The following is a 23,335-nucleotide window of genomic DNA, read 5'->3' on the forward strand; positions in this document are numbered from 1 at the left end:
GACAAGGAGCACAGGATGACCACCGTCTTTTCCAACAGCGTGGTGGACGACGACACCCGGCGCGGCTTGCTCTACGAGGGGAAGGTGTTCGTCTACTCCTCGACGCCCGCCTCCAGGGACCTCATCGCCTTCGCCCAGGAACTGATCGCCGACGCCTTCGGCGACCGTGACCCGGAGACCGCCCAGTACGACATGCAGGTCGAGGAGTTCGCGGCGCTGCTGGCCGACCTCAAGCCCCGGTTCATCCACCACCCGGAGTGCAAGAAGCTCCTGCCGGCCGTGCTGGAGGAACTGGGCTGCTGGCTTGACCAGACCTACTTCGACGTCCCCAGGATGCGTACCTCGACCTCGAACGACTACCTTACCTCCGGCATCTCCTACGCCTTCCACCCGCACCGGGACTGCTGGTACTCGGCGCCGTTCAACCAGGTCAACTGGTGGATCCCGATCTACCCGGTGGTGCCGGAGAACGTGATGGCCTTCCACCCGGCCTACTTCGACGCCCCCGTGCGCAACGGCAGCGCCCGTTACGACTACGCCGAGTGGAACCGCAGCAGCAGGCTCTCCGCGGCCCAGCACGTGCGCAGCGACACCAGGGAACAGCCGAAGCCGGAGGAGCCGATCGAGCTCGACCCGCAGGTACGGGTCGTGCCCGAGCCGGGCGGGGTGATGCTGTTCTCCGGTGCCCAGCTGCACTCCACGGTCCCGAACACCTCCGGCAGGACCCGCTTCAGCATCGACTTCCGTACCGTGAACATCGACGACGTCCGGGCGCGCAGGGGCGCGGTGAACGTGGACGCCGCCTGCACCGGGACCACCCTGCGCGACTTCGTGCGCTGTGCCGACCTCGACCCGATGCCCGAGGAACTGGCGCTGGCGTACGAGGCCGAGGCTCTCGCCCGGGTGAGCTGAGGACCGCGCCGACCGTACGCCCCCGCCGTCAGGGCGCGGGGCGTACCTCCGCGCGCGTCCGCGACATCCTGGCCCGCATCGCCGTACGGAGCGCGGGCCAGCTCCGGTGACGCTGGAACGGCAGCTCGAAGACCGCCGCGAACAGCCAGGCCGTGACCAGCGACAGCGGTACGACCAGCGCCGTGCCCACCAGGAAGGCGGGCAGCCCCGTGGGCACGTTCGGGGCGACGACCAGCAGGAAGACCGTCACGACGATGGGCGCGTGGATCAGGTAGAGCGTGTAGGAGAAGGAGCCGAGGCTCCGGATCGGCCGCAGGTCGAGCAGCCTGATCAGGAGTTTCGCCCGGCCGGTGGCGATCGCGGCCAGTGTCAGGCCGACGGCCGGGCCGAGTGCGATGTCCATCCAGAAGAAGTTCCCGACCGTCCACACCGAGCCGCGCGCGAGGATCACCGCGAGCACCGGCAGCGCGGCCGCCAGGGCCAGCCACTGCCAGGGCAGCCGCCGTACCCGCTCACCCGCGGCCAGGACGCCCGCGGCCACGACGCCGATCGCGAACAGCACCGCGAACTGGGGGGTCAGCCGCAGCAGCATGCTCACCACGTGCACGCTCGGCGCCAGCAGCCCGATCACCGCGACGACGGCGGTGACGGCGGCGAGCATCACGACCGCGCCCGCCCTGCGCAGCAGGATCAGCATCACCGGGAAGAGGAGGTAGAGCTGGGCCTCGACGGCGATGGACCAGAAGGCTCCGTTGGGGCTCGGCGCGCCGAAAATGTCCTGCAGCAGGAGACCGTAAACAAGGACGGACTTGGCGGTCGGCGCTCCTTCACCCGGCTGGGCGGCCAGTGTCCAGGCGATCACCAGACTGAAGACCAGGGCCGCCCAGTAAGGCGGCAGAATGCGCCAGGCACGTCGCCGGGCGAATCTCCGCAGGCTGCCCAGCCGCCATCCGGACCGGGCGGGGGAGACCGCGAGAGAGAAACCGGACAGTACAATGAACACCACTACGGCAAAGTGTCCGTAAAGGAGAAAACCAAGCCAAACCGGCCCGGCGCTTGCCGGGAATCCCGGGAAGGCCATCAGCCAGCAGTGGTGGAGCATGACGAACAGGGCGGCCACGCCTCGGATACCGTCCAGTCCCGCGAGCCTGCCGCGACCCGCGAGCGTCTCGGCGGGAGTCTCTGGCCGGCTTTCCTGGGCGTCCTGGTGGGACGACCCCATCCGATCAACTCCCGTCTCGGGCCCTCACGGGCTCCTGATTTCTACCCTATCTTGGCCTATCAACGGGTCTATCGCTGTATGGTCCCCAGACGTAACATCCCCAGAGGGCGCCGAAGGCTCGGCCTCCTTTCGATCATGTAACAGGAAGAGCGCACTCGGCGATGGGTAACTGTGTTGTCTCGGGGGTTCGCTGTGCCCCGGTGTGAATGAGGGGCGGAGGCATATGGACTTCTGGAAGACCATTTTCGGTCTCGCCAGACGTAAGGCCATCGGCCCGCCCCTGGCGGTCCTGTCCATCATCTCCGCGAGCCTGGTTTTCTTCCTGCTGCCGACCTATTACGTGTCCACGGCGTCGATGGTCCTGACGACCCCGGCCACCGGTGGAACGCTCTCAGCCGACCCGACCAAGCCGTTGGGCCTGACCAACCCGCTCCTGCAGTTCAGTGACGGCCTGCGCGTCACCTCGGGCATTCTCATCCTGTCCATGAACACCCCCGAGGTCGCGGCCGAACTCGGCGTCGTCCCGAACGGCCCCACCCAGATCGTGATCAACGACGGGCGGACCAACCCCGACCTGCTGGGCATCAGCACCAACGGCCCGTTCGTCTACGTCGAGGTGCAGAGCAGGTCGGCCGCCGCGGCCCAGGACGTCGTGCTGCGCGCCAAGCAGCGCATCCGCAAGGAACTCGCCGACCGTCAGCAGGCGCTCAAGGCCCCGCGTTCTACCTTCATCACGGTCGTCGACGTCGTGCCCTCCTCCGTCCCGACGGCGAAGATCTCCGGCAAGCTCACCGCCGCGGGCGCGACGATGTTCCTCGTGCTCCTCGGCGGCCTGAGCATCGTGTACGGCGTGACCCAGATCAGGGGAGGCCGCAGGCGTCCTCCGCAGGACTCCGCGGGTGCCGCGCGCGACGAGCGCGAGGCCCAGGAGGAGCAGGCCTGGGAGGCCGCGGGAGCGGGCCGTGAGAGCAGGACCCCGGTCGCCGAACCGCCCGTGATGGTGCCGCACGCACCCGTCGTCTCCGACTCCGCTGAAGGACCGTTCCAAGACGAGTCCGCAGGCCTGGTGGTCGTGGTCGACGACGAGGACCAGCACGACCAGGCTTCGGACACGGTTGTCTTCACCCGGGTCGGCTGGCGGGACGAGCGGAAATGACATCTCCGGAAGCCCGGGGCCATGGGGCCCCGCCGTACGGCAGGCCGGGACAGTAACGGCCCGCCGGTGCGGGCGATGACATTGACGGATCACGGTCACGGCGGCCGCGATCCGGTTCGGGGAGGCGCGCGTGGACTTCTGGGGAACAGTCCTTGTTCTGTTCCGGCGCTGGTACGTGGTCCTGCCGACCTTCGTCCTCTCGCTGGTCGCGGCGGCGGGGATCTACTCGACCGTTCCCACGACCTACACCTCCTCAGCCGTCCTCATCCTGACCACGCCGACCACCGGCGGCAGCCTGCCGACCAACCCCCGCATGCCCAACGGCCTGACCAACCCGATGCTGAACTTCGACCGGGGACTGAGCATCTCGGCCTCCATCCTCATCGCCGCGATGGGCACCCCCGACATGGCGACCCAGCTTGGCGCGGTCGAGGGCGGCGACACGGCCTTCAAGGTCAACAACGGCAGCAGCAACATCGAGTCGCTGGCCACCGGGCCGTACGTGTTCATCGAAGGGGAGAGCTCGACGCCGCAGGCCGCCAAGGACATCGTGGTCAGGGTCATCGCCAAGACGAAGCTTGAGCTGATCAACCGCCAGGAGGCGGTGAAGGCGCCGAAGGCGACCTACATCAGCGCCTACGAGGCCGTGCCGCCGACCGAGCCGCTGGCCCAGCGCGGACGCAAGATGCGCGCCGTCGCCGCGGCGGCGGGCGTCGGGGTGATCGCGAGCCTGTTCATGGCGTTCACCGTCGAGAGCTTCGTCACCAACCGCAGGCGGCGCCGTGAGGAGGCGGAGGCGAAGGCCGGAGGAGACCCGGGCACCCCGCCGGGGACCTCCAGGAAGGCGACGCCTCCCGCGGAGCCGGTGGCGGGCCGGCTCAACGGCCGTCTGCCCGCGGGCTCCCCGGTCACGAGGCCGTGACCCGTGGCGTCCTCCTCGACCTCCACCAGAGGCTCCACCGCAAGCGCGCGAGCCGTCTCCCGTGACCTCGCCCCGCCGCTGCCCAGGCACGCCGACGGCGCGACCCTCGTCAGCTTCTTCGTCGTCTCCCTGACGATCATCCCGGCCCGCCTGGTGTTCCGCGGCATCCCGCTCTCGCTCACCCCGGCCAACTTCATGGCCCTGCTGGCCGTCTTCTGCTGGATGTTCGCGCACTTCACCACCACGCTGGGGATGGCCAAGGGACGAACCCCCGTGCGCACCGCGCTGTTCGTCTTCCTGACCGCGATGATCGCCACGTTCGGCTACTCCACGTACGGCTACCTGCCCTCCGACGAGCTCAACCTCGCCGACCACGCGCTGATCCTGCTGGTGGCCAACGCCGGGATCGGGCTGATGGTGTGCGACGGGGTCCGGGGCGCCGACCGCCTGGACTTCGTGCTGAAGACCGTCGTGGTGACCGGTGCCGCCGTCGCGCTGGTCGGCGCCCTGCAGTTCCTGATCGAGTTCGACCTCACCCGCTATCTCGCGCTGCCCGGCCTGCGGTACACCTCGGAGGACGCCTCCATCATCGCCAGGTCCGAGTTCCGCCGGGTGGCCGCGACCACCGGCCACCCCATCGAGTTCGGCGTCATCTGCGCGATGGTGCTGCCGCTGGCCGCTCACTACGGCTTCAAGGCCCGTCAGCTCGCCCAGCCCGCCCTGCGCTGGTGGGCGTGCGCGGGCCTGATCGCGCTCGGCCTGATGTTCTCGGTCTCCCGTTCGGCGGTGCTGAGCCTGGCGGGCGTCGCCTTCGTGCTGTTCCTCGGCTGGCCCGCCAGGCGGCGTGTCCAGGCGGTGCTGGTCGCGCTGGTGTTCCTGGTCGGCATGCGGATCGCGGTCCCTGGCCTCATCAACACCTTCTACAACCTGTTCGCCAACGCGGGCAGCGACGACAGCATCCAGTACCGCACGCACGACTACGACGTGGCCGCCTACGAGCTGGCCAAGCACCTGTGGCTGGGCCGGGGGATGGGCACCTGGTACGCCCCCAAGCACCAGGTCTTCGACAACCAGTACCTGTTGTCCGCGGTCGAGACGGGACTGCTCGGCATCGGGGCGGTCGTGGCGATGTTCGTGTGCGGCATCTACTCGGCGCTCAGGGCCCGCCACCTCAGCACCGACCCCGCGGTCAGGGACCTCGCGCTGACCCTGGCCTCCTGCCTGGTGGTCCCGCTGATCGGGGCCGCGACCTTCGACCTGATGTCCTTCGCCACGGTGACCGGCCTGTCCTTCGTGCTGATCGGCGCGACGGGCGCGTTGCTGCGCGCCACGGTGAGCACCGCCGTACCACGGCCCCGCACGCACCGCCTCACCTGGCGGGAGGCCGCGCAGCTGGGGATGCGGCGCCTGTTCGGCCGGTCGGGGCGCTCGGCGGCGCAGGGCTGAGCCCCGGGAGAGGGCGCCCGGAGGTCTGACACGACGACGGGGCGGACGCGTGCGCGCCCGCCCCGTTCTCACGCCGGATGAAGGAGTGTCAGCCCTCGCACTGCAGCGGTCTGACGATGGAGGTGACGTTGTAGTTCCTGTCGATCGTCACGACCGAGTTGTCCTTCCACCTGATCCTGTCGCAGTCGGCCTCGACCGGGCCGTACTGCCAGCTGTCGTCGACGATCTGGTTGCCCTGCACGATCAGCGTGCCGCGCCCGTTCTTCAGCTGGATGCTGTAGGTGCCGCCCATGACGAGGTTGTCGGTGACCACCGCGTCGACGATCTTCGGGTCGGTCAGGAAGATCGGCGCCGTGATGTCCTTGACGCCCCGCTGGTCGATGGTGTTGTGGTCGAAGACCAGGCCCTTGCCTCCGCCGTAGGTCTGGATGCCGTCGGAGTGGTCGTCGGGGTTGGAGCACAGGTCGATGAAGGAGTCGCGGATGCTGACGCTGTCGCCCCCGACCCGGAAGCCGTCGCCGTGGTTCCTGACGAGCACCCGCTCGGCGGCGAACTTGCTCTCCCCGACGCCGGGCAGGCTCTGGCACTTGTTCTCAAGACCGACGGTCGAGTCGAAGATCTTGAAGCTGTAGGTGTTCGGGCCGTACTCGTTGATGACCCTCCCGTCGATCTGGCTGTTCCTGACCGTCACGTTGTTGGCGGTGATCACCAGGTCGCCGGGGATGCGCACGCTGTCGAGCACGGCCCCCGCCGTGGTGACCCGGTAGCTGTGCCCGTCGTTCAGGCTCTTGGTCGTCAGCCTCGTGCCGGGCGGGACACCGGTGCAGTCGGGGGTGGGGTGGCCGTCGCAGCTACGGTCGCCCGGCTCCTGGGGCCTGGTCGGCTCGGGGGAGTGCGTCGGTTCGGGGGAGTGCGTCGGTTCGGGGGAGTCCGTCGGCTTCGGGGAGCGCGTCGGTTCCGGGGTCCCGGTGGGGGACTTGGTCGGGGTCGGCTCAGCCGTCCTGGTCCTGGTCGGGGTGGGGGTGTTGCTCCGGGTGGGCGTCGAGGTGGGCTCTTCGGTGGGCTCGTCGGTGGGTTCCGAGGTCGGCCAGCGGGTCCACGTGGGCGTCGGGGTCGGCCGGTGCGTGGGCGTCCGGGTGAAGGTCACGGTCGGCGTCGGCTTGTGCGTGGGCAGGCCCGTCGGAAGGTCCGTCGGGAGATCCGTGGGCAGGCCCGTCGGCAGGTCCGTGGGACTGCCGGTCGGCCAGTGCGTCCACGTGGGGGAGGCGGACGGCCAGCGGGTGGAGGTGGGCTTGGGGGTGGTCGGCCTGCGGTGCCGCTCGTGCCAGCGGAAGACGACGTCGACCCAGTAGTTGTAGCCCTTGGGGTTGGACCGCTTGGGGAAGGCGCTGGTGCCGTACCCGAACACCCCGGCGTTGCGCGACGTCGTGCTGAGCGGGCCGGAAGTGGCCGGTCCCGTCGCCTGGGAGCCGACGTAGGTGCCGTTGGTGCTGTGGTACGAGACGGTGTAGACCTGGCCGGCCCGCAACTGCACGGGGGAGGCGAACCGAGCCTCCTGCCAGCCTGAGGCGGTCTCCTTGGGGAAGGTGACCTGGGCGAGGCGGCGGCCCCGGGAGTCCCAGAGGCTGCCGGTGTGCCGTCCCTTCTCGCCGGAGGCCTTGTAGAAGCGGACGCCGGTCACCGAGCCGCTCTTGGCGGCGGTGAAGCGGGTGCCGAGCTCGACAGGGGAGCGGTCGGTGTGCGTGGGCGCCTTCACCGTCTCCTCCGACGACCAGAGACTGGTCTCCTGAGGCTGTTCCGGCTCCTCGGAGGCGGCGGGCCCGGCCGCAGCCGCGGGCGTGACGGTGACCTCGTCGTTGTGGGTGACGACCCAGGCGACCGGAACGGTCACCCCCACCAGGGCGACGACCAGGGCCGCCACCAGGCCGGGACGCATCCGTTTGCGAGGGGATAAGCCGTGCTGGGGTTCCCCACCCCGGCGAGGGGGGTGTGTACTGGCCATCTCTCTGACCTCCGCACCGACCTGAGGTCGGCTCGACGACATGTCTGCTTGGTCCTCGTGCAGAGGACATTGTTACGACAGAGGCCAGAGATACGCATCATTTTCAGATGATTATCCGTAAGTGTTATGACATATCGGTCTGATGGCGATGCGAAGATCAAATTTTTCGTGTATACGGCAGGGACCGAAAATGAAGATCGAAAACGGTCACCCCACGCACTTCAGCGGGCCGACGGTCGAGGTGACGCGGTACTCGGAGTCGATCGTGACCAGCGTGTTGTCCGCCCAGTCGATTTTCTCGCACTCGGAGTCGACCGGCCCGTAGACCCATGACCCGTCGACGAGTTTGTTGCCCCGCATCACGAGCCTGCCCCGTCCGTTACGCAGCTGGATGCTGTAGGTGCCGCCCATCACGAGGTTGTCGGTGACCACCGCGTCGACGATCTTCGGGTCGGTCAGGAAGATCGGCGCCGTGATGTCCTTGACGCCCCGCTGGTCGACGGTGTTGTGGCTGAAGACCAGGCCCTTGCCTCCGCCGTAGGTCTGGATGCCGTCGGAGTGGTCGTCGGGGTTGGAGCAGAGCCGTACGAAGGAGTCGCGGATGACGACGTCGTCGCCTCCGACCCGGAAGCCGTCGCCGTGGTTGCGGACGTGCAGCCGCAGGGCGGTGTACTTGTCCTGGCCGACGCCGGGCAGCGACTGGCAGCCGGTCTCCGGGCCGACGGTCGAGTCGACGATGGTGTATCTGAAGGTCTTCGGGCCGATCGCGTTGATGACCAGCCCGTCGATCCGGCTGTTCCTGATCGTCACGTTGTTGGCGGCCACCAGCAGGTCGGCGGTGATGTGCACGCCGTCGAGCACGCTCCCGGGTTCGGTGACGCGGTAGGCGCCGGGCTCGGTCAGCGTCAGCTTCTCCAGCTTGGTGCCCGGCGGCACACCGGTGCAGGCGGGGGTGGGATGGCCGGGGCAGCGGGCCACGGGGCGGGAGAGGTCGCTGGGAGTCGGCGAGGCGGCTCCCGGGGTGTCCCCCGACGTGCTGCACGCCGTCACCAGGGCCAGCGCGGCCGCCGACAGGACACCGAGCGGGATGAGCCGTCGCATCTTCACTCCGTCGCGGTAGGGGCAACGTCAGGGCCGATGAGCCGCCTCTGCAATTGTGCCCACGAACCGGCGGAAAGGTCTCTCCCGCTGATCGACGAGACCGGAAGCGGCCAGCGAATGCCCAGGTCGGGGTCGTCGTAGCGGACGGAGAGGTCCTCGGCGGGGTCGTGCTCCCTGTCGATGCGGTAGCAGACGTCCGTCTGCTCGGTCAGCGCCTGGAAACCGTGCAGCATGCCCGGCGGCACGTACAGGGTGACGAACGTCTCGTCGTCGAGCAGCACCGAGACCTGCTCGCCGAAGGTCGGCGAACCGGGCCGGGCGTCGACCAGCACGTCCTGTACGGCGCCGCGGGCGCAGCGCACCAGCTTCGCCTCTCCCCGCCCGGAACGGCCGTGCATCCCGCGGATCGTCCCCTGCCGTGAGCGGGACTGGCTGTCCTGCACGAAGCGGGCAGGGTCGAGCCCGGCCTTCTCGGCCACGGCGTTGTCGAACGTCCTGGTGAACAGCCCCCGGTCGTCACGGTGTGGCGTCGGAATGAACAACAACACCCCGTCGATGGCGGTTCGTTCTACTCTCATGCTGTGAATCCCTTCGAGAGGCGGAAGGCGGGCCGGTGAACGACGTCACCAGGCCGATCGTGAGCATCGTGGTCCCGGCCCACAACGAGGAGGCCGTCCTCGCGGGCAACCTCGACCGGCTGCTCGCGGGCACCGAACCCGGCGAGTTCGACGTGATCGTGGTGGCCAACGCCTGCTCCGACCGCACCGCCGAGGTGGCCGTACGGCCCGGCGTGCGTGTCGTCGAGACCCCGGTCCCCGGCAAGGCCAACGCGCTGCGCCTCGGAGACGAGCTCTGCGCGACCTTCCCCAGGATCTACCTGGACGCCGACGTGGAACTCGACTCCGGCTCCGTGCGCGCGCTCGTCGCCGCCCTCGACCGTCCCGGCGTGCTGGCCTGCGCCCCCGTCCCGGTGTGGGACATGACGGGGGTGAGCTGGGTGGCCAGGCGCATGCACAAGGTTCACAACGAGCTGGTGGCCCCGTTCAGGGCGCTGGCCGGGGTCGGCGTCTACGTGCTCACCGAGGAGGGACACGCCAAGGTCTTCCCCATCCCGGACGTGCTGTCCGACGACGGCTGGGCACACGGCAGCTTCGCGGTCCACGAGCGGGTCGTCGTGCCGCAGGCCAGGTCGCTCGTGCGCCCGGCCAGGACCGTGTCCGCGCACCTGAAGCGGCGGGTGCGGGTACGCCTGGGCAACCGCCAGCTCGCCGCACTCGGCCGCTCCGCCCCCGAGGGGCGCCTGCGCCTGGGCTCCCTGGGGGCGTTGCTGACCGGGGGGAAGGTGAGCCCGCTCGACGCGGGCTGCTACCTCGCGGTCCTGGTGATGGACCGTGCCATGACCAGGGCGCGCACCTCGCGGGGCGGCCAGGTGCAGTGGGGCACCGACACCGGCAGCCGCTCCGAGGCGGGGTAGCCGGACGGGCCGCCCCGCCGTACGGCGCGGCCTGTCAGGCACCGGCACGCTCGGTGATGGTGTATATCCTGATCGTGCCGAAAGGCCCTTCCTGCTTGTCCCGGCGTCCCCGGTTGACGGTCCTGAGGTGCCGGAAGCGCCCGGTGCTCATCAGGAACTCGTCCTCCGTGGGGTTGAAGTAGATCACCGTGACCTCGCGCGGGTTGTCGTCCACGCTGGCGATCAGCCTGCGCATCACGGTCGCGAAGGTCTCGCCCCTGAAGGGGTTGTTGAGGAAGACGACCGTGACGTCCCGGGGGATCTCGTAGTCGAGCACGTCGGAGTTGACCAGCTCGACGTCCGCGCAGCGCAGGCGCAGCCGGGTGCCCGCGACGTTCTGCCTGGCGATCTCGCTCAGCTCGGCGGACAGCTCGACCCCGATCACCTTCCTGAAGGGGTAGCGCCAGGCCGCCTCAAGCACCATGCGTCCCATGCCGGAGCCGAGGTCGACGAACACGTCGTCCGGGCCGACGGCGTCGCGGGGGAGCGTGCGGCGCAGGGTCTGCCAGTTCGCGGCCGAGTAGTAGACCCGTTCCTCGTGCGCGAGCCCGAACTTCTCCAGGCTCACGACGTCGGAGGTCCGCACGCCGTACCGGCGCTCGAACAGCAGCCGTACGGCGCCGCTGCGCAGCGACCGGTAGTGGCGCCTGAACCCACCGGCGACCCCGCCGAGGAGGGCGCCGGCCCCGGCCGTGGCCTCGACGGTGGCCTCGGTGGCGGCCTCCACGAAGGAGACCAGTTCACCGGTGGTGACGCTCAGCAGAAGCCCGCTCATCGGGGGCGCTCCTCTCTCGTTGTCTTTCCCGGCGTCAGGAGACGGCGGCCTCGTAGGCGGCCAGGAGCGCCTTGGAGGACTGCTCCCAGGACAGCGGGCCCGCGACACGGGCCCTGCCGATCTCGCCCATCCGCCTGCGCTCGGCGGGGTTGTCGAGCAGGTGCGCGACGAGCTTGGCGAACTCCGACTCGTCGTTGGCCGGGGCGTAGAGCGCGGCCTCCCCGGCGGAGACCCTGGCCTCCTTCAGGTCGAAGGAGACGATCGGGCGGGACATCGCCATGTACTCCATGATCTTGTTCATGGTGGACACGTCGTTGAGCGGGTTGAGCGGGTCGGGGGCCAGGCACACGTCCGCCGCCGACAGGTAGCGCAGCAGGTCCTCGTCGGAGATCCGCCCGGTGAACTCCACCTGGTCGGACAGACCGAGCCGGTGGGAGAGCGCGACCATCTCGTCGAAGGTGTCGCCGCCGCCGAGGAAGACCGCGTGCCAGTCCTTACGGCCGACCTCGTCGCGGAGCTTGGCCAGCGCCCGCAGCGCGTAGTCGACGCCGTCCTGCGGCCCCATGACCCCCAGGTAGCACAGCATGTACGGCTTGCCCTTCCTGAGGCCCTCCTCGACGGGGACCTGGCGGAAGCGCTCGACCGCGGGCGCGCTGCGCACCACGAACACCTTCTCCGGCCGCTTGCCGCCCCGGCTGACCGCCACGTCGCGGTAGCTCTCGTTGGTGGCGATCACCACGTCGGCGGTCCGGTAGGTGAGCCGTTCGAGCCTGCACACCGCCCGGTAGAGGAAGTCCTCACCCCGGTCGAAGCGGGACAGGTACAGCTCGGGCACCAGGTCGTGCTGGTCGAAGACGAACCGCGCGCCCTGCCGCTTGAGCCGCTTGGCGACGAGGTAGAGCAGGTCGGGCGGGTTGCAGGCGTGCACCACGTCCACCCGGCCGACCCGCCTGGCCAGCCGGAAGGTGTGCCACAGCGCCGAGCCGTACTCCTGGACGTAGCCGAGGGGGCCGCCGGTCGCCGCCTTCAGCGGGTAGCGATGGATCTTCACCCCGTCGATCTCGGCGTACGGTTCGGTGTCGCGTTTGGTGCCCTGCGGGCAGATGACGTGCACGTCCCACCCGGCGTCGCGCAGCGTGGTGCTCTCCTGCCACACCCGCCTGTCGAACGGGACGGAGAGGTTCTCGACGAGGATGAGTGCTTTACCAGCCAAGGCCAACGTATCCAGGGTGCGCCCGGCGCGTCTCCGCGTCGGGAAGGCGGACGAGGTCGATGATCGTGCGGTCTCCCGCGTTGTCGAGCGCGCTCAGCACCGCGGGGTCCTTGCAGCCGACGACGCAGACGTCGGCGTGCGCGAGCACCTCCTCGACGGAGTTGGTCAGCAGGTCGCCCAGGTGCGGGAGCCTGCCGTCGATGTACTCCCTGTTGGCGCCCATGAGCCGCGACAGGGTGACGTTGGCGTCGTAGATGCGCAGGTCGTAGCCCTTGCCGAGGAGCCGTTCGGCCAGCTCGACCAGCGGGCTCTCCCGCAGGTCGTCCGTACCGGGCTTGAAGGACAGCCCGAACAGCCCGACCTTGCGGCTGCCCGCGGCGGTCACCAGGTCGAAGGCGCGCCTGAGGTGGTCCTCGTTGGAGGGCAGCACGTGCGACAGCAGCGGCACCGAGACGTCGGCCCGCCTGGCCGCGTAGACCAGGCCGCGCAGGTCCTTGGGCAGGCAGGAGCCGCCGAAGGCGAAGCCGGGGCGCAGGTAGGCCGTGCTGACGTTGAGCTTGCGGTCGGCGAGGAAGACGTCCATGACCCGGTGCGAGTCGAGGCCCAGCGCCTGGCAGATCGCCCCGATCTCGTTGGCGAAGCTGATCTTCAGACCGTGGAAGGCGTTGTCGGCGTACTTGGTCATCTCGGCCACCGCGACGGGCACCCGGAAGACCTCGCCGGGAAGCCCCTCGTACAGCGCGGCGACCGCGTCACCGCTGGCGGCGTCGAACTCGCCGATGACGGTCTTCGGCGGCTCGAAGAAGTCGCGCACGCTCGTGCCCTCACGCAGGAACTCCGGGTTGACCGCGACGCCGAAGTCGACGCCCGCCCGGTAGCCCGAGGCCTTCTCCAGGATCGGGATGAGCAGGTCGGTGCAGGTGCCGGGCAGCATGGTGCTGCGGAAGACGATCGTGTGCCGCCCGTTCTTGGCGGTCAGGGCCTGGCCGATCTCCTCGGAGACCCGCTCCAGGTAGACGGTCGACAGGCTGCCGTTCTGGGCCGAGGGGGTGCCGACGCAGATCAGGGAGATGTCGGTTGCGCCGACGGCCTCCGCCACGTCGGTGGTCGCCCGCAGCGCGCCACTGGCCACGACCTCCGCGGTCAGCTCGCCGATCCGCTCCTCGACCACCGGGGCGTTGCCCCGGGAGATGAGGTCGACCTTCACGGGGTTGACGTCGACGCCGACCACCTCGTGCCCGCTGGCCGCGAGGCAGGCCGCGGACACGCAGCCCACATAGCCGAGCCCGAACACGCTGATTCTCATTTGTGCGCTGCCTCCATCGCGTCATGTGCGGCCGGGCGCGAGGCAGGGGGCGTCTTGCCAAGCCTCGCCCGACTCACCCGACGGCCGGATGATTCCTTGTGGTCGTTGCGTTCTGTGTGGTGGTTCATCGTCAGGGTCCCGGCGCGGCTAGCGGTTCAGGTTCCGGAGGCCGTGGACGATCTTTCGCAGGCCGGGGCCGAGAGCGGACGACTTCGCCGTCTCGACCACGGAGTCGCGCGCCCGCCGCAGTGTCTGCCGGGCCGAGCTACGTGTCACCATTCCTTGGCATACCAGCGTTTCGCCGGTTTTGGCACGCCTTTTGTACTCATCGTCGCCTCGCCCGAGGTCGATACGCGTGATTCCCATCGCCGGGGCGGCGATCGCGAGCTCACGCAGCAGCATCCAGCCGGGGGCGAGGTTGCCGAAGTCGGGGTCGTAGACAGGGAACCACCAGTGCAGCACCGAGCCCGAGCGGATGCCGAAGTGCGCCGCGAGCAGGTGCGGGCCCGCGTGCAGCGTGGACAGCACGCCCGCGAAGGAGGTACCCCGGGTGCGCAGCAGCCCGCTCATCAGCTCGTGCCGGTCGGGCGCGGCGAAGTAGTCCTTGGCGCCGGTCGCGGCGTACTGCGCGCGTTTGAGCTCGATCACCCGCTCCAGGACGTCCTGGTCGGTGCTGTCGGCGACGAAGCGCACCGGGCCGTGGGTCCGCTCGGCCTTGGCGGCGCGGCGGCGGGCCTGGCCCATGTTGTCCTTGCCGCTGCGCGAGGCGCGTCCCAGATAGCCGTCGAGGCCGCCGGAGACGTCCAGGAACGGGGAGGGCCTGCGGGACTCGATCCACGGCTCGAAGTCCGCGCAGTCCTCGACGAGGTGGTCGAAGGCGAAGCCGCGTACCCCGTCGGTGAGCAGCCCGAGCGGCGGGAAGCCGGTGCCGGGGGCGAGCACGGGTCCCTGGAAGTCGGCGGCGGGCCAGCCCGCGGGCCTGATCAGCGACCGCTCACGGTGGTGGGGCAGCAGCGCCCTGACCGCGCCCGTCCCGTCCCTGCCGACGGCGACCGTCACCTGCCGCCCGCTGGCGTGTACGGCCTGCGCGAAGCCGGGGTGGAAGTAGGGACTGTCCAGGGCGGGGTTGGTCTCCCGCAGCCGGTGCCAGGTCTCCAGCTCCTGCGCGGTGAGCGCGTCGAGGCGGACCGTCCGTACGGCGTGCACCCGCGCGGGCTCCGTGCTCGCGGGCATGCTCATCGTGGTCTCTCTTCTCGAAGGCGGCGGGGTCAGTCCGCGAGCTTGTGGACGCGGCGTGAGGGGCGCAGGAGCGCAACCACCGAGGCCTTGGAGATGCGGCGTCCCATGAGCGCGCGAAGCGCCTCGCCGAGGACGACCGCCAGGTAGTAGGCGAGGAAGGCGGGGGTGCTCCTGCGTCTGCGGAAGAGCTTCACCTTGTTCACGATGAGCAGGGAGGCGAGCATCGGGTTGATCGCGGAGTCGCCGCCGATGTGCTCGACGACCGAGGCGGGCTCGTACCAGGTGATCCAGCCGTGGTCGCGGGCGCGCAGCGAGAACTCGGTCTCCTCGCTGTAGAGCAGGAACGACTCGTCCCAGGCGCCGATCTCCTTGATGACGTCGGTCGAGATGAGCATGGCGGCACCGGTCGCCCAGGCCACCTCGCCCGCCTTGGCGTACTCGCGCGGGTGGGTGACCATCTCGCCCAGCGTGCCGATCCGGCCCGCGAGGTTGCCTCCGATCACCGCCTCGACCACGGCCCTGCCGACGGCGGGCATCCGGCGCAGCGAGGGCTGCAGGCTGCCGTCCGGGTTGACCAGGAGCGGGGCGGCGATGCCGCGCCCCGGCCGCCGCAGCGACTCCGCGAGCGGCAGCAGGGAGCCGGGGCGCAGCCTGCAGTCGGGGTTGAGCACCAGGACGGCGTCGAGGGTGGCGACGTCCAGGACCTCGACGCCCGCGTTGATCGCCGCGGCGTATCCGGCGTTCCTTCCGACCTGGACGACCTGGACGGGAAGGTCGGTGACCTCGCCGACGACCTTGAGGCAGTCGTCCTTGGAGTTGTTGTCGGCCACGATCACGTGTACGAGGTTGACGCCGCGCGCGCCCTCACCGAGGGACCGCAGACAGCCTTCGATCACCTGGGCGCTGTTGTAGGTGACGATCACTATGGCGATCCGGGGGGGACCAGGCGTCATACACGGGTCATCGTCGACCGGCGTGACGCCGTTACTACGTTCCAAATCACGCTCCCGCCTGTCCGGCACCTGGCCCGGCGCCTACTTTGGCAGCCGGATTCCCCTTTTCGCACTCACGTTCAGATCGTCAGTAGACGACCTTTACAGACGTGTTCAGCCGCGAACGCGTTTGTATGTCCGAGAGGCTATGCGGCGCGCACGAACAGGCAAAGGGGGGGTCCCGTCCAGGACACGAGGAGCCCATGTCGCGTCGATGTCGTGGCGCAGGCTGTTGCGGGCCTGGAGCCAGGAGGCGGGCCTGGCGCGGCCTCCGTCGCTGGTGTAGGCGCGCGTCACGTTCGCCTGCCGCAGCCTGCTGAGCACGCGCCTGTCGTAGGAGCCGAAGGGGATCGCGACCCGCGAGACCGGCCGTCCGGTGAGCGTGCCGAGGAACCGGTTGGCCTCGGTGATCTCCTGGACGGCCTGCTCGGCGTCGAGCTTGCGCCAGTCGCGGTGCCCCCAGCCGTGCGAACCGATCCGCATGCCCGCGGCCTGCAGTTCCAGCACCCCGGCCTCGTCGAGCCTTCCCGGCTCGCCGAGCAGCCCCGCCAGCACGAAGAACTCCGCGGTGAGGCCGCGTTCGAGCAGGCGGGGCAGGCCGATCTCCAGATCCGAGGCGTTGCCGTCGTCGAAGGTGATGCGGACGTCCTCCCGGCCGACCACGGCGTCGAGCACCTGTTCGAACTGCTCGACGCTGACCCAGGTCTGGTCCTCGCCGGGGTCGAGCTCACGGTCGGTCGGACCGATGCCGTGCACCGTGAGATTGACGACCGAATGCACCGACTTCCTCGTTTCTGATTCGGCACCCTGATCGTAGAAGGGTGCTGACTTATGTCCGGTGTCTTGGTGGATATCGTGTTTTTGGTTGGACCGTTACAGATGCTTCGCGTACCACTCCACGGTCAGCTCCAGTCCCTCCTCAAGGCCGACGGTGGGGCGCCAGCCGAGCACCTCGGTCGTCGGGACGATGTCGGCGATCCTGGCGCCGTCCAGCGGGCGGCCGGGGAGCGCGCCGTACCGGGGACGCAGCGGGCTGTCGGTGATCCGCACCAGCGCCTCGACGGTGTCACGGATGGAGGTGGCCGTCCCGGTCCCCACGTCCAGGCTCAGGCCCGCGGAGCCCGGACTCCTGCCCGCCGCCAGGAAGGCGTCGACGACGTCGTCCACGTAGACCCAGTCGATCAGGCGCGTCCCGCTGCCGATGGCCGGCTCCTCGCCCCGCAGCAGCGAGAGGGTGACGTACGGCACAAGCCTGTGGTGGTTCATGTCCCCGGGGCCGTAGACCATCCCGACGCGCAGGGTGGTCGCGTGCACGTCCCACAGTTGGTGGAACATCCGCGCGTAGCCGTTGGCCGCCCACTTGGCGACCGCGTAGGGGGAGGAGGGTGCCTTGCCGCCCTCCTCCGGCCTGAGCTCCTCAAGCGACCCGGCCAGCACCGTCCGGGTCTCCGGGTGGTGCTCGGCGACCGCCGTCAGCAGGTTGACCACGCTGGCCAGGTTGCTGTCCAGCATCGCGCGCACGACGCCGGGATCCCGGGTGCCCGTGACCTCGCTGGCCAGGTGGAAGACGACGGAGGGGCGCAGGGAGGCGATGAGGGCGCCGATCGTCTCGGCGTCCCCGACGTCGGCGACGTGCCAGGTCGCCGGGTCGTCGGAGTCCTGCCTCGGGGTACGGCTCACGGCGTGCACCCGCGCGCCCAGCTCGCCCAGGCGCCGCACCAGATGGGTCCCGATGAAGCCGCTCGCACCCGTGACCAGGACGCGTGATCCGCTGTACCGGCTGAAATCCTCCTGCCCGGAGGTGAGGCGATCTCCGGCTAACGGAACCGTGAGCATTGGCGTTCTCCTCGCATGGGACGAGTTCGTCGGATGCTTTCCGTCAGACCCTGCCACATAGGGTATGTCTCCCGAAACACGGTGACACGTTGTGTGTGGGTCTTTGTCCCCATACCTCGCCTGACAGGCGAATGTGGAAGATATCAACTTCACCTGAAACTAACCTGGATTTCCGGAAAAGCAAACGGGGCCGCTCGGGTGAGCGACCCCGTTGCCATGCTTTCCGGGCTTTCCGGTACGGCCCCGTCCGGGAGATCCCGGGAGTCGGGGTCGGTCGTCGTGGTCAGCCGATGCGCCAGGTGTCTCCCGCGAGCAACAGGTCGTCCAGGTCACCGGGGCCGCCCTTGCCGGTCGCCTCGGCCAGCTGGCCGGCCATCAGCTCGTCGTAGGAGGGACGGTCAACGCTGCGGAAGACGCCGATCGGGACGTGCTCGAAGGCGGGCTCGTCCAGCCGGGACAGGGCGAAGGCCAGCGTCGGGTCAGGCCGGCTGACGTCGTGGACGAGGATCTCCTCCTCGCTCGCCTCGGAGCGCGGGACGACCTCGATGCCGCCGTCCGGCCTGCGCCGTACGGCCTTGGTCGCCGAGACGATCGGCTGGCCGTGCTCAAGGCGCAGCGTGATGGAGTCACGCTGGTCGGGGTCCTTGAGCTGGTCGAAGGCCCCGTCGTTGAAGATGTTGCAGTTCTGGTAGATCTCGACCAGCGAGGTGCCCTTGTGCTCGGCGGCCTGGCGCAGCACCGAGTGCAGGTGCTTCCTGTCGGAGTCGATGGTCCTGGCCACGAAGGAGGCCTCGGCGCCCAGAGCCAGCGAGATCGGGTTGAACGGCTTGTCCAGCGAGCCCATCGGGGTGGACTTGGTGATCTTGCCGACCTCGGAGGTCGGGGAGTACTGGCCCTTGGTCAGACCGTAGATCCTGTTGTTGAACAGCAGGATGTTCAGGTTGACGTTGCGGCGCAGCGCGTGGATCAGGTGGTTGCCGCCGATGGACAGCGCGTCGCCGTCACCGGTGATCACCCAGACCGACAGGTCGGGCCGGGAGGCGGCCAGGCCGGTCGCGATCGCCGGGGCCCGCCCGTGGATCGAGTGGAACCCGTAGGTGTTCATGTAGTACGGGAACCGGGACGAGCAGCCGATGCCCGAGACGAACACCATGTTCTCGCGCTTGAGGCCCAGCTCGGGAACGAAGGACTGGACCGCGGCCAGGATGGCGTAGTCACCGCACCCCGGGCACCAGCGGACCTCCTGGTCGGACTTGAAGTCCTTCATCCCCAGCTTGACGTCGGACTTCGGCACCAGGGACAGGCCCCTGCCGTTCTGGATCTCACTCACTGTCGATCACGTCCTGGATCACGCCGGCCAGCTCCTCGGCCTTGAACGGAAGCCCGCGCACGCGGTTGTAGCTGATGATGTCGACCAGGAAACGGGCGCGCAGCAGCAGCGCGAGCTGGCCGAGGTTGATCTCCGGAAGCAGCACCTTGTCGTAGGCGCGCAGCACCTCGCCGGTGTTGGCGGGCAGCGGGTTGAGGTGGCGCAGGTGGGCCTGGGCGACCTTGCCCCCCGCCCTCCTGATCCGCCGTACGGCCGCCGCGATCGGCCCGTAGGTCGAGCCCCAGCCGAGAACGAGCACCCGGGCGTCGCCGTCGGGGTCGTCGACGTCGAGCGGCGGGATGTCCTGGGCGATCCCGTCGATCTTGGCCTGGCGGAGCCGGACCATCTTGTCGTGGTTGTTGGGGTCGTAGGAGATGTTGCCGGTGCCGTCGGCCTTCTCGATGCCGCCGATGCGGTGTTCGAGACCCGCGGTGCCCGGGATGGCCCAGGGACGGGCCAGGGTCTCCGGGTCGCGCTTGAACGGCAGGAACGTCACGCCGTCCTCGCCGTTGGGGCCGTCGGCGAACTCGGTGGAGATGTCGGGCAGTTCGGCGCTGCCGGGCACCCGCCACGGCTCGGAGCCGTTGGCCAGGTAACCGTCGGACAGCAGCATGACCGGCGTGCGGTACTTCACCGCCAGGCGGGCCGCCTCGATCGCGGCGTCGAAGCAGTCGGACGGGGTCGCGGGCGCCACGATCGGCAGCGGTGACTCGCCGTTGCGGCCGTACATGGCCATCAGCAGGTCGGTCTGCTCGGTCTTGGTGGGCATTCCGGTGCTCGGCCCGGCCCGCTGCACGTCGACCACGATCAGCGGCAGTTCGGTGGTCACCGCCAGGCCGACGGTCTCGGCCTTGAGCGCGACACCCGGCCCGGAGGTCGTGGTGACGCCGAGGGCGCCGCCGAACGAGGCCCCGAGCGCCGCGCCGACACCGGCGATCTCGTCCTCCGCCTGGAAGGTGCGGATGCCGAAGCGCTTGTGCTTGGACAGCTCGTGCAGGATGTCACTGGCCGGGGTGATCGGGTAGGACCCCAGGAACAGCGGCAGCTTCGACTGGACCGAGGCGGCGATCAGGCCGTAGGCGAGCGCCTGGTTGCCGGAGATGTTGCGGTAGACGCCCGGCGGCAGCTGGGCGGGCTTGACCTCGTAGGAGACCGAGAAGGACTCGGTGGTCTCGCCGTAGTTCCAGCCCGCCTGGAAGGCCGCGATGTTGGCCTTGGCGATGTCGGGCCGCTTGGCGAACTTGGTCTCAAGGAACTTGATCGTGGTCTCGGTCGGCCGGTGGTAGAGCCAGCTCAGCAGGCCGAGGGCGAACATGTTCTTGGAGCGCTCGGCGTCCTTCTTGGACAGGTCGAAGCCTTCGAGCGCCTTGACCGTCAGCGAGGTCAGCGGCACCGGATGGAGCCGCCACTCGGCGAGCGAGTCGTCCTCAAGGGGGCTGACGTCGTAGCCGACCTTCTGCAGGTTGCGCTTGGTGAACTCGTCGGTGTTGGCGATGATGTCGGCCCCGCGCGGCAGGTCGCCGAGGTTGGCCTTCAGCGCGGCGGGGTTCATCGCCACCAGGACGTTCGGCGCGTCACCGGGGGTGAGGATGTCGTGGTCGGCGAAGTGGAGCTGGAAGCTCGAAACGCCCGGCAGGGTGCCTGCGGGGGCGCGGATCTCCGCCGGGAAGTTGGGGAGGGTCGACAGGTCGTTGCCGAACTCCGCCGTGCCCGATGTGAAGCGATCACCGGTCAGCTGCATACCGTCGCCGGAGTCACCGGCGAAGCGGATGATGACGCGATCGAGTTGCTGAACCTGCTTGGTCACAGCTCAGTCCTCCTCGACGCGAAAAGGCGCCGTTGATGGTGGCATGTTCTCAGTTCCATGCTAGATCCCTGGGGATAACCCGTAGTGGCTTCGCGTTCCACTCGGCGGAGGAGTGTGACGCATGTCGCAGATCCCTCGGTGGAGGCCGAGTCGAAATCCGGGCGCGGTGAAGACGCGCGTGGCGGCCTGGCGGCGGCCGTGAAGGAGGTCATGATCGCGAGCGGCAGGCCCGACACAGCCCGGCGGCGAGCCGACACAGATCCACGTGCAGGCGGCCGAACAGGACGGTAAGGGTCACGATGCCTAACTATATGTCCCACCAGGGAGGCGGCCTCATCGCCGGTGGCTATGTACTCATAGCCGGCGGCTATGGGGTGACATGGAGACGCCCTCCGCGGGACGCCGGTTCTCGCGTCCCGCGGAGGGCGTCTTCGCCCAGCTCCTCAGCCCTGTGAGCCGTCGGCCGAGATCATCTCGCGCGGTCCCTCACCCGAGTCGTAGACCTCGCCCGGCTTCATGCCGGCCTTGCCGTACAGCTCGGGGACGGTGACGAAGGTGTAGCCCTTGTCGCGCAGTCGTCGCAGGATCTCGGGAGTCGCCTTCGCGGCGGTGCCGCCGACATCGTGCATGAGGACGATCGATCCGGGCCTCGTCTGCGAGACGACCCGGTCGGCGACGGCCTTGGGATCCCGGGTCTGCAGGTCCTTGGCGTCGACGTTCCAGCGAACCAGGGCCAGGCGGTACTGCCTGGCGACGGGCGGCACCCGGTCGTTGACCGCCCCGTACGGCGGGCGCACCAGGCCGGGATGGCGTCCGATGGCCCGTCCCAGCGTGCACTGGGCGCGGCCGAACTGGTCGCCCATCCTGCTGTCGTCCAGGGTGGTCAGGTCACGGTGCGACCAGGTGTGGTCGCCGACGAGGTGACCCTCCCGCATGATCCGCCGCAGCAGCGCGGTGTGGGCGATGGAGTTGGTGCCGACGGCGAAGAACGTCGCCCTGGCGCGCTGGGCGTTCAGCGCGTCCAGCAGCTTCCCGGTGCCCGGGCCGGGACCGTCGTCATAGGTGAGCGCGACGCACTTGACCTTGGCGCAGTCCACGCTGCCGTAGGCGGTGCTCTCGGCGACCGGCAGGGCGGCGTACTCCTTGTACTTGGCCATCCGCTCGGCCCGGTGGTCGACCCCGGCGCCGAACTCGACCGCGGAGCGCTGTGCCCGCTCACCGGCGGGGGACAGCAGCCCCTTCACCTTCGCGGCCGGTACGGCGATCCTGCTGAGGGTGGCGCTTCCCACTTGCTGGTCGTCGAACTCGGCCACGAGGTCGCCGCGGCGGTTGAAGGCCAGCGAGTCGAACAGCCTCGCGTCGGCGGTGATCGCCTCGGGGTCGATCCCGGATCCCGACCGGCCCAGCTGGTCACGGGTGAGCCTGGCGAGCTCGCCCAGCGCGGCCTTGTCCTTCAGCAGGTCCGCGGAGTCGAGGACACGCTTGTCCACCCGGTCGTACCAGACGGTGGTGTGCTCCTCCGACCAGCGGGAGTCGACGGTTCTGCCGATGGTGAGGTTCACGCCCATCATCTGGGTCGAGACCGTCGGCAGCTGCCAGTCCACATTGAACTCGGGCCCGGGCCGGCCGGTTTCCGCGCCGCCCCTGTTGGCCTGGTTGAACGACCGCAGATGCTCGGTGATCGTGCGGTGCAGTCTCTCCGTCAGGCGTGGCGCGTCGCTGACGGACGGGTAGACGGCGTGGGCGCGCAGGCCCCCGGTCTCCCCTTCGGTGACGGTGTGCATGGTGAGTCCGGGGACGTCGGCCGGGTCCACGGAATCGATCAGTGTGGGTTCCGAGGGGATCGGCTCCTGCGCCCTGGGTGTCGCTGTCGCGGTGCCGCACCCTGCGGCCAGCACGGCGATAAGCGCGATCCCTCCGGAAAACCGGATTTTAGGCATAAACGGCACATTACTTGAAAAAGAGTGGTATTTACGGATGCTTGGTATTAAAGGGTGCAGAGTTTGGGATTGACGGCAGGGCCGCATGACGGGGGAGGACGGTGCTGCTATAGCTGGTGGGGAAGGCCTCGCCGTACGCGGAGAGACTTCGGGAAACCCCGTGGAGAGGGGGAGTCATGCACGGTTACTACGGCCCCTACGCGGTGGTCGGCGCGCTGCTCGTACTGGGCGTCGTGATCGTGTCCGGAGCGCTGCTGGTCAACCGCCTCCTGCGCCCGAGCCGTCCCACCCCGGACAAACTGGCGACCTACGAGTGCGGCGTCGACCCGGTCGGTGAGGGCTGGGCGCAGTCCCAGGTGCGCTACTACGTCTTCACCTACCTTTATGTCGTTTTCGCGGTGGACGCCGTCTTCGTCTTTCCGTGGGCGACGGTTTTCGCCGACCCCGGCTTCGGTACGGCCGCGCTGGCCGAGATGTTCGTCTTCCTGGGCTTCGTCGCGCTCGGCGTGCTGTACGCCTGGCGCAAACGCGTGCTCGCCTGGGCCTGAGAACCGCCGGGCAGGTGGGGGACAATGAACAACATG

21 protein-coding genes are annotated in these 23,335 nt (G+C 69.2%); 6 read left to right on the top strand and 15 right to left on the bottom strand.

What is annotated here, in order from left to right:
- Nucleotides 1-15 precede the first annotated feature (15 nt).
- Entirely contained in the window at nt 16-912 is an 897-nt protein-coding gene (locus tag ACIBVQ_RS11510) for a hypothetical protein (protein ID WP_399177081.1), read from the top strand.
- A gap of 28 nt (nt 913-940) precedes the next feature.
- Here ACIBVQ_RS11510 and ACIBVQ_RS11515 read toward each other — a convergent pair whose 3' ends face one another.
- A complete protein-coding gene (locus ACIBVQ_RS11515; protein WP_399177083.1) occupies nt 941-2,134 on the bottom strand; it encodes an acyltransferase family protein in 1,194 nt (397 codons plus the stop codon).
- 223 nt (nt 2,135-2,357) lie between these two features.
- Here ACIBVQ_RS11515 and ACIBVQ_RS11520 point away from each other — a divergent pair, with 223 nt between their 5' ends.
- The 3 genes from ACIBVQ_RS11520 (at nt 2,358) to ACIBVQ_RS11530 (ending at nt 5,658) form a co-directional block, all read left to right on the top strand.
- Complete coding sequence (locus tag ACIBVQ_RS11520) at nt 2,358-3,290, top strand: hypothetical protein (RefSeq protein ID WP_362912600.1); 933 nt, start codon at nt 2,358-2,360, stop codon at nt 3,288-3,290.
- 130 nt (nt 3,291-3,420) lie between these two features.
- Nucleotides 3,421-4,212 (top strand): hypothetical protein, encoded by a 792-nt coding sequence (locus ACIBVQ_RS11525; protein WP_362780749.1) that lies wholly within the window; start codon nt 3,421-3,423, stop codon nt 4,210-4,212.
- Nucleotides 4,213-4,215: 3 nt separating this feature from the next.
- Nucleotides 4,216-5,658, top strand: coding sequence for an O-antigen ligase family protein (locus tag ACIBVQ_RS11530; protein WP_362912602.1), 1,443 nt, complete (start codon nt 4,216-4,218; stop codon nt 5,656-5,658).
- Nucleotides 5,659-5,746: 88 nt separating this feature from the next.
- Here the strand turns inward: ACIBVQ_RS11530 and ACIBVQ_RS11535 are convergent, their stop codons facing one another.
- The 3 genes from ACIBVQ_RS11535 to ACIBVQ_RS11545 form a co-directional block, all read right to left on the bottom strand.
- A complete protein-coding gene (locus ACIBVQ_RS11535; protein ID WP_399177086.1) occupies nt 5,747-7,594 on the bottom strand; it encodes a DUF4082 domain-containing protein in 1,848 nt (615 codons plus the stop codon).
- Nucleotides 7,595-7,867: 273 nt separating this feature from the next.
- Complete coding sequence (locus ACIBVQ_RS11540) at nt 7,868-8,761, bottom strand: hypothetical protein (RefSeq protein ID WP_399177088.1); 894 nt, start codon at nt 8,759-8,761, stop codon at nt 7,868-7,870.
- A gap of 2 nt (nt 8,762-8,763) precedes the next feature.
- Entirely contained in the window at nt 8,764-9,339 is a 576-nt protein-coding gene (locus tag ACIBVQ_RS11545; RefSeq protein WP_352010839.1) for a dTDP-4-dehydrorhamnose 3,5-epimerase family protein, read from the bottom strand.
- Between the two features lie 35 nt (nt 9,340-9,374).
- Here ACIBVQ_RS11545 and ACIBVQ_RS11550 point away from each other — a divergent pair, with 35 nt between their 5' ends.
- On the top strand, nt 9,375-10,235 hold the full coding sequence (locus tag ACIBVQ_RS11550; RefSeq protein WP_352010838.1) for a glycosyltransferase family 2 protein: 861 nt from the start codon (nt 9,375-9,377) through the stop codon (nt 10,233-10,235).
- 34 nt (nt 10,236-10,269) lie between these two features.
- On the opposite strand, the gene ACIBVQ_RS11555 is transcribed toward ACIBVQ_RS11550, so the two are convergent.
- From ACIBVQ_RS11555 to ACIBVQ_RS11605, 11 genes are all read right to left on the bottom strand, one after another.
- The gene (locus ACIBVQ_RS11555) at nt 10,270-11,049 is read right to left on the bottom strand and encodes a class I SAM-dependent methyltransferase (protein WP_399177090.1); all 780 of its coding nucleotides are present in this window, start codon (nt 11,047-11,049) and stop codon (nt 10,270-10,272) included.
- 34 nt (nt 11,050-11,083) lie between these two features.
- Entirely contained in the window at nt 11,084-12,262 is a 1,179-nt protein-coding gene (locus ACIBVQ_RS11560; protein WP_399177092.1) for a glycosyltransferase family 4 protein, read from the bottom strand.
- Complete coding sequence (locus ACIBVQ_RS11565) at nt 12,252-13,568, bottom strand: nucleotide sugar dehydrogenase (RefSeq protein ID WP_352010835.1); 1,317 nt, start codon at nt 13,566-13,568, stop codon at nt 12,252-12,254. Before ACIBVQ_RS11565 ends, ACIBVQ_RS11560 begins: the two co-directional genes overlap by 11 nt.
- Before the next feature lie 147 nt (nt 13,569-13,715).
- The gene (locus tag ACIBVQ_RS11570) at nt 13,716-14,801 is read right to left on the bottom strand and encodes a GNAT family N-acetyltransferase (RefSeq protein WP_399177094.1); all 1,086 of its coding nucleotides are present in this window, start codon (nt 14,799-14,801) and stop codon (nt 13,716-13,718) included.
- Nucleotides 14,802-14,836: 35 nt separating this feature from the next.
- Complete coding sequence (locus ACIBVQ_RS11575; protein WP_352010833.1) at nt 14,837-15,760, bottom strand: glycosyltransferase family 2 protein; 924 nt, start codon at nt 15,758-15,760, stop codon at nt 14,837-14,839.
- 153 nt (nt 15,761-15,913) lie between these two features.
- The gene (locus ACIBVQ_RS11580) at nt 15,914-16,579 is read right to left on the bottom strand and encodes a polysaccharide deacetylase family protein (RefSeq protein ID WP_352010832.1); all 666 of its coding nucleotides are present in this window, start codon (nt 16,577-16,579) and stop codon (nt 15,914-15,916) included.
- A 93-nt stretch (nt 16,580-16,672) separates the two neighbouring features.
- Nucleotides 16,673-17,635 carry an NAD(P)-dependent oxidoreductase gene (locus ACIBVQ_RS11585; protein WP_352010831.1) on the bottom strand — a complete coding sequence of 321 codons (963 nt, stop codon included), beginning with the start codon at nt 17,633-17,635 and terminating at the stop codon, nt 16,673-16,675.
- 283 nt (nt 17,636-17,918) lie between these two features.
- Entirely contained in the window at nt 17,919-18,965 is a 1,047-nt protein-coding gene (locus ACIBVQ_RS11590; RefSeq protein ID WP_362912615.1) for a 2-oxoacid:ferredoxin oxidoreductase subunit beta, read from the bottom strand.
- A complete protein-coding gene (locus ACIBVQ_RS11595; protein ID WP_352010829.1) occupies nt 18,958-20,811 on the bottom strand; it encodes a 2-oxoacid:acceptor oxidoreductase subunit alpha in 1,854 nt (617 codons plus the stop codon). The genes ACIBVQ_RS11590 and ACIBVQ_RS11595 overlap by 8 nt, the downstream gene beginning before the upstream one ends.
- A gap of 208 nt (nt 20,812-21,019) precedes the next feature.
- Entirely contained in the window at nt 21,020-21,109 is a 90-nt protein-coding gene (locus ACIBVQ_RS11600) for a putative leader peptide (protein WP_352001834.1), read from the bottom strand.
- A gap of 145 nt (nt 21,110-21,254) precedes the next feature.
- Nucleotides 21,255-22,625, bottom strand: coding sequence for a polysaccharide deacetylase family protein (locus ACIBVQ_RS11605; protein ID WP_399177098.1), 1,371 nt, complete (start codon nt 22,623-22,625; stop codon nt 21,255-21,257).
- 302 nt (nt 22,626-22,927) lie between these two features.
- On the opposite strand from ACIBVQ_RS11605, the gene ACIBVQ_RS11610 reads away from it, so the two are divergent.
- Complete coding sequence (locus ACIBVQ_RS11610; RefSeq protein ID WP_386192104.1) at nt 22,928-23,299, top strand: NADH-quinone oxidoreductase subunit A; 372 nt, start codon at nt 22,928-22,930, stop codon at nt 23,297-23,299.
- Nucleotides 23,300-23,335: the final 36 nt, after the last annotated feature.

The sequence above is a fragment of the Streptosporangium sp. NPDC049376 genome (genome assembly GCF_044466505.1).
Taxonomy (GTDB): Bacteria; Actinomycetota; Actinomycetes; order Streptosporangiales; family Streptosporangiaceae; genus Streptosporangium.

What these genes read in the sequence shown, in the direction of transcription:
- ACIBVQ_RS11555 (WP_399177090.1), bottom strand. Translation starts at nt 11,049, where the DNA reads ATGAGCGGGCTTCTGCTGAGCGTCACCACCGGTGAACTGGTCTCCTTC.
- ACIBVQ_RS11535 (WP_399177086.1), bottom strand. Translation starts at nt 7,594, where the DNA reads ATGCGTCCCGGCCTGGTGGCGGCCCTGGTCGTCGCCCTGGTGGGGGTG.
- ACIBVQ_RS11610 (WP_386192104.1), top strand. Translation starts at nt 22,928, where the DNA reads ATGCACGGTTACTACGGCCCCTACGCGGTGGTCGGCGCGCTGCTCGTA.
- ACIBVQ_RS11585 (WP_352010831.1), bottom strand. Translation starts at nt 17,635, where the DNA reads ATGCTCACGGTTCCGTTAGCCGGAGATCGCCTCACCTCCGGGCAGGAG.
- ACIBVQ_RS11570 (WP_399177094.1), bottom strand. Translation starts at nt 14,801, where the DNA reads ATGCCCGCGAGCACGGAGCCCGCGCGGGTGCACGCCGTACGGACGGTC.
- ACIBVQ_RS11510 (WP_399177081.1), top strand. Translation starts at nt 16, where the DNA reads ATGACCACCGTCTTTTCCAACAGCGTGGTGGACGACGACACCCGGCGC.
- ACIBVQ_RS11565 (WP_352010835.1), bottom strand. Translation starts at nt 13,568, where the DNA reads ATGAGAATCAGCGTGTTCGGGCTCGGCTATGTGGGCTGCGTGTCCGCG.
- ACIBVQ_RS11545 (WP_352010839.1), bottom strand. Translation starts at nt 9,339, where the DNA reads ATGAGAGTAGAACGAACCGCCATCGACGGGGTGTTGTTGTTCATTCCG.
- ACIBVQ_RS11520 (WP_362912600.1), top strand. Translation starts at nt 2,358, where the DNA reads ATGGACTTCTGGAAGACCATTTTCGGTCTCGCCAGACGTAAGGCCATC.
- ACIBVQ_RS11540 (WP_399177088.1), bottom strand. Translation starts at nt 8,761, where the DNA reads ATGCGACGGCTCATCCCGCTCGGTGTCCTGTCGGCGGCCGCGCTGGCC.
- ACIBVQ_RS11515 (WP_399177083.1), bottom strand. Translation starts at nt 2,134, where the DNA reads ATGGGGTCGTCCCACCAGGACGCCCAGGAAAGCCGGCCAGAGACTCCC.
- ACIBVQ_RS11575 (WP_352010833.1), bottom strand. Translation starts at nt 15,760, where the DNA reads ATGACGCCTGGTCCCCCCCGGATCGCCATAGTGATCGTCACCTACAAC.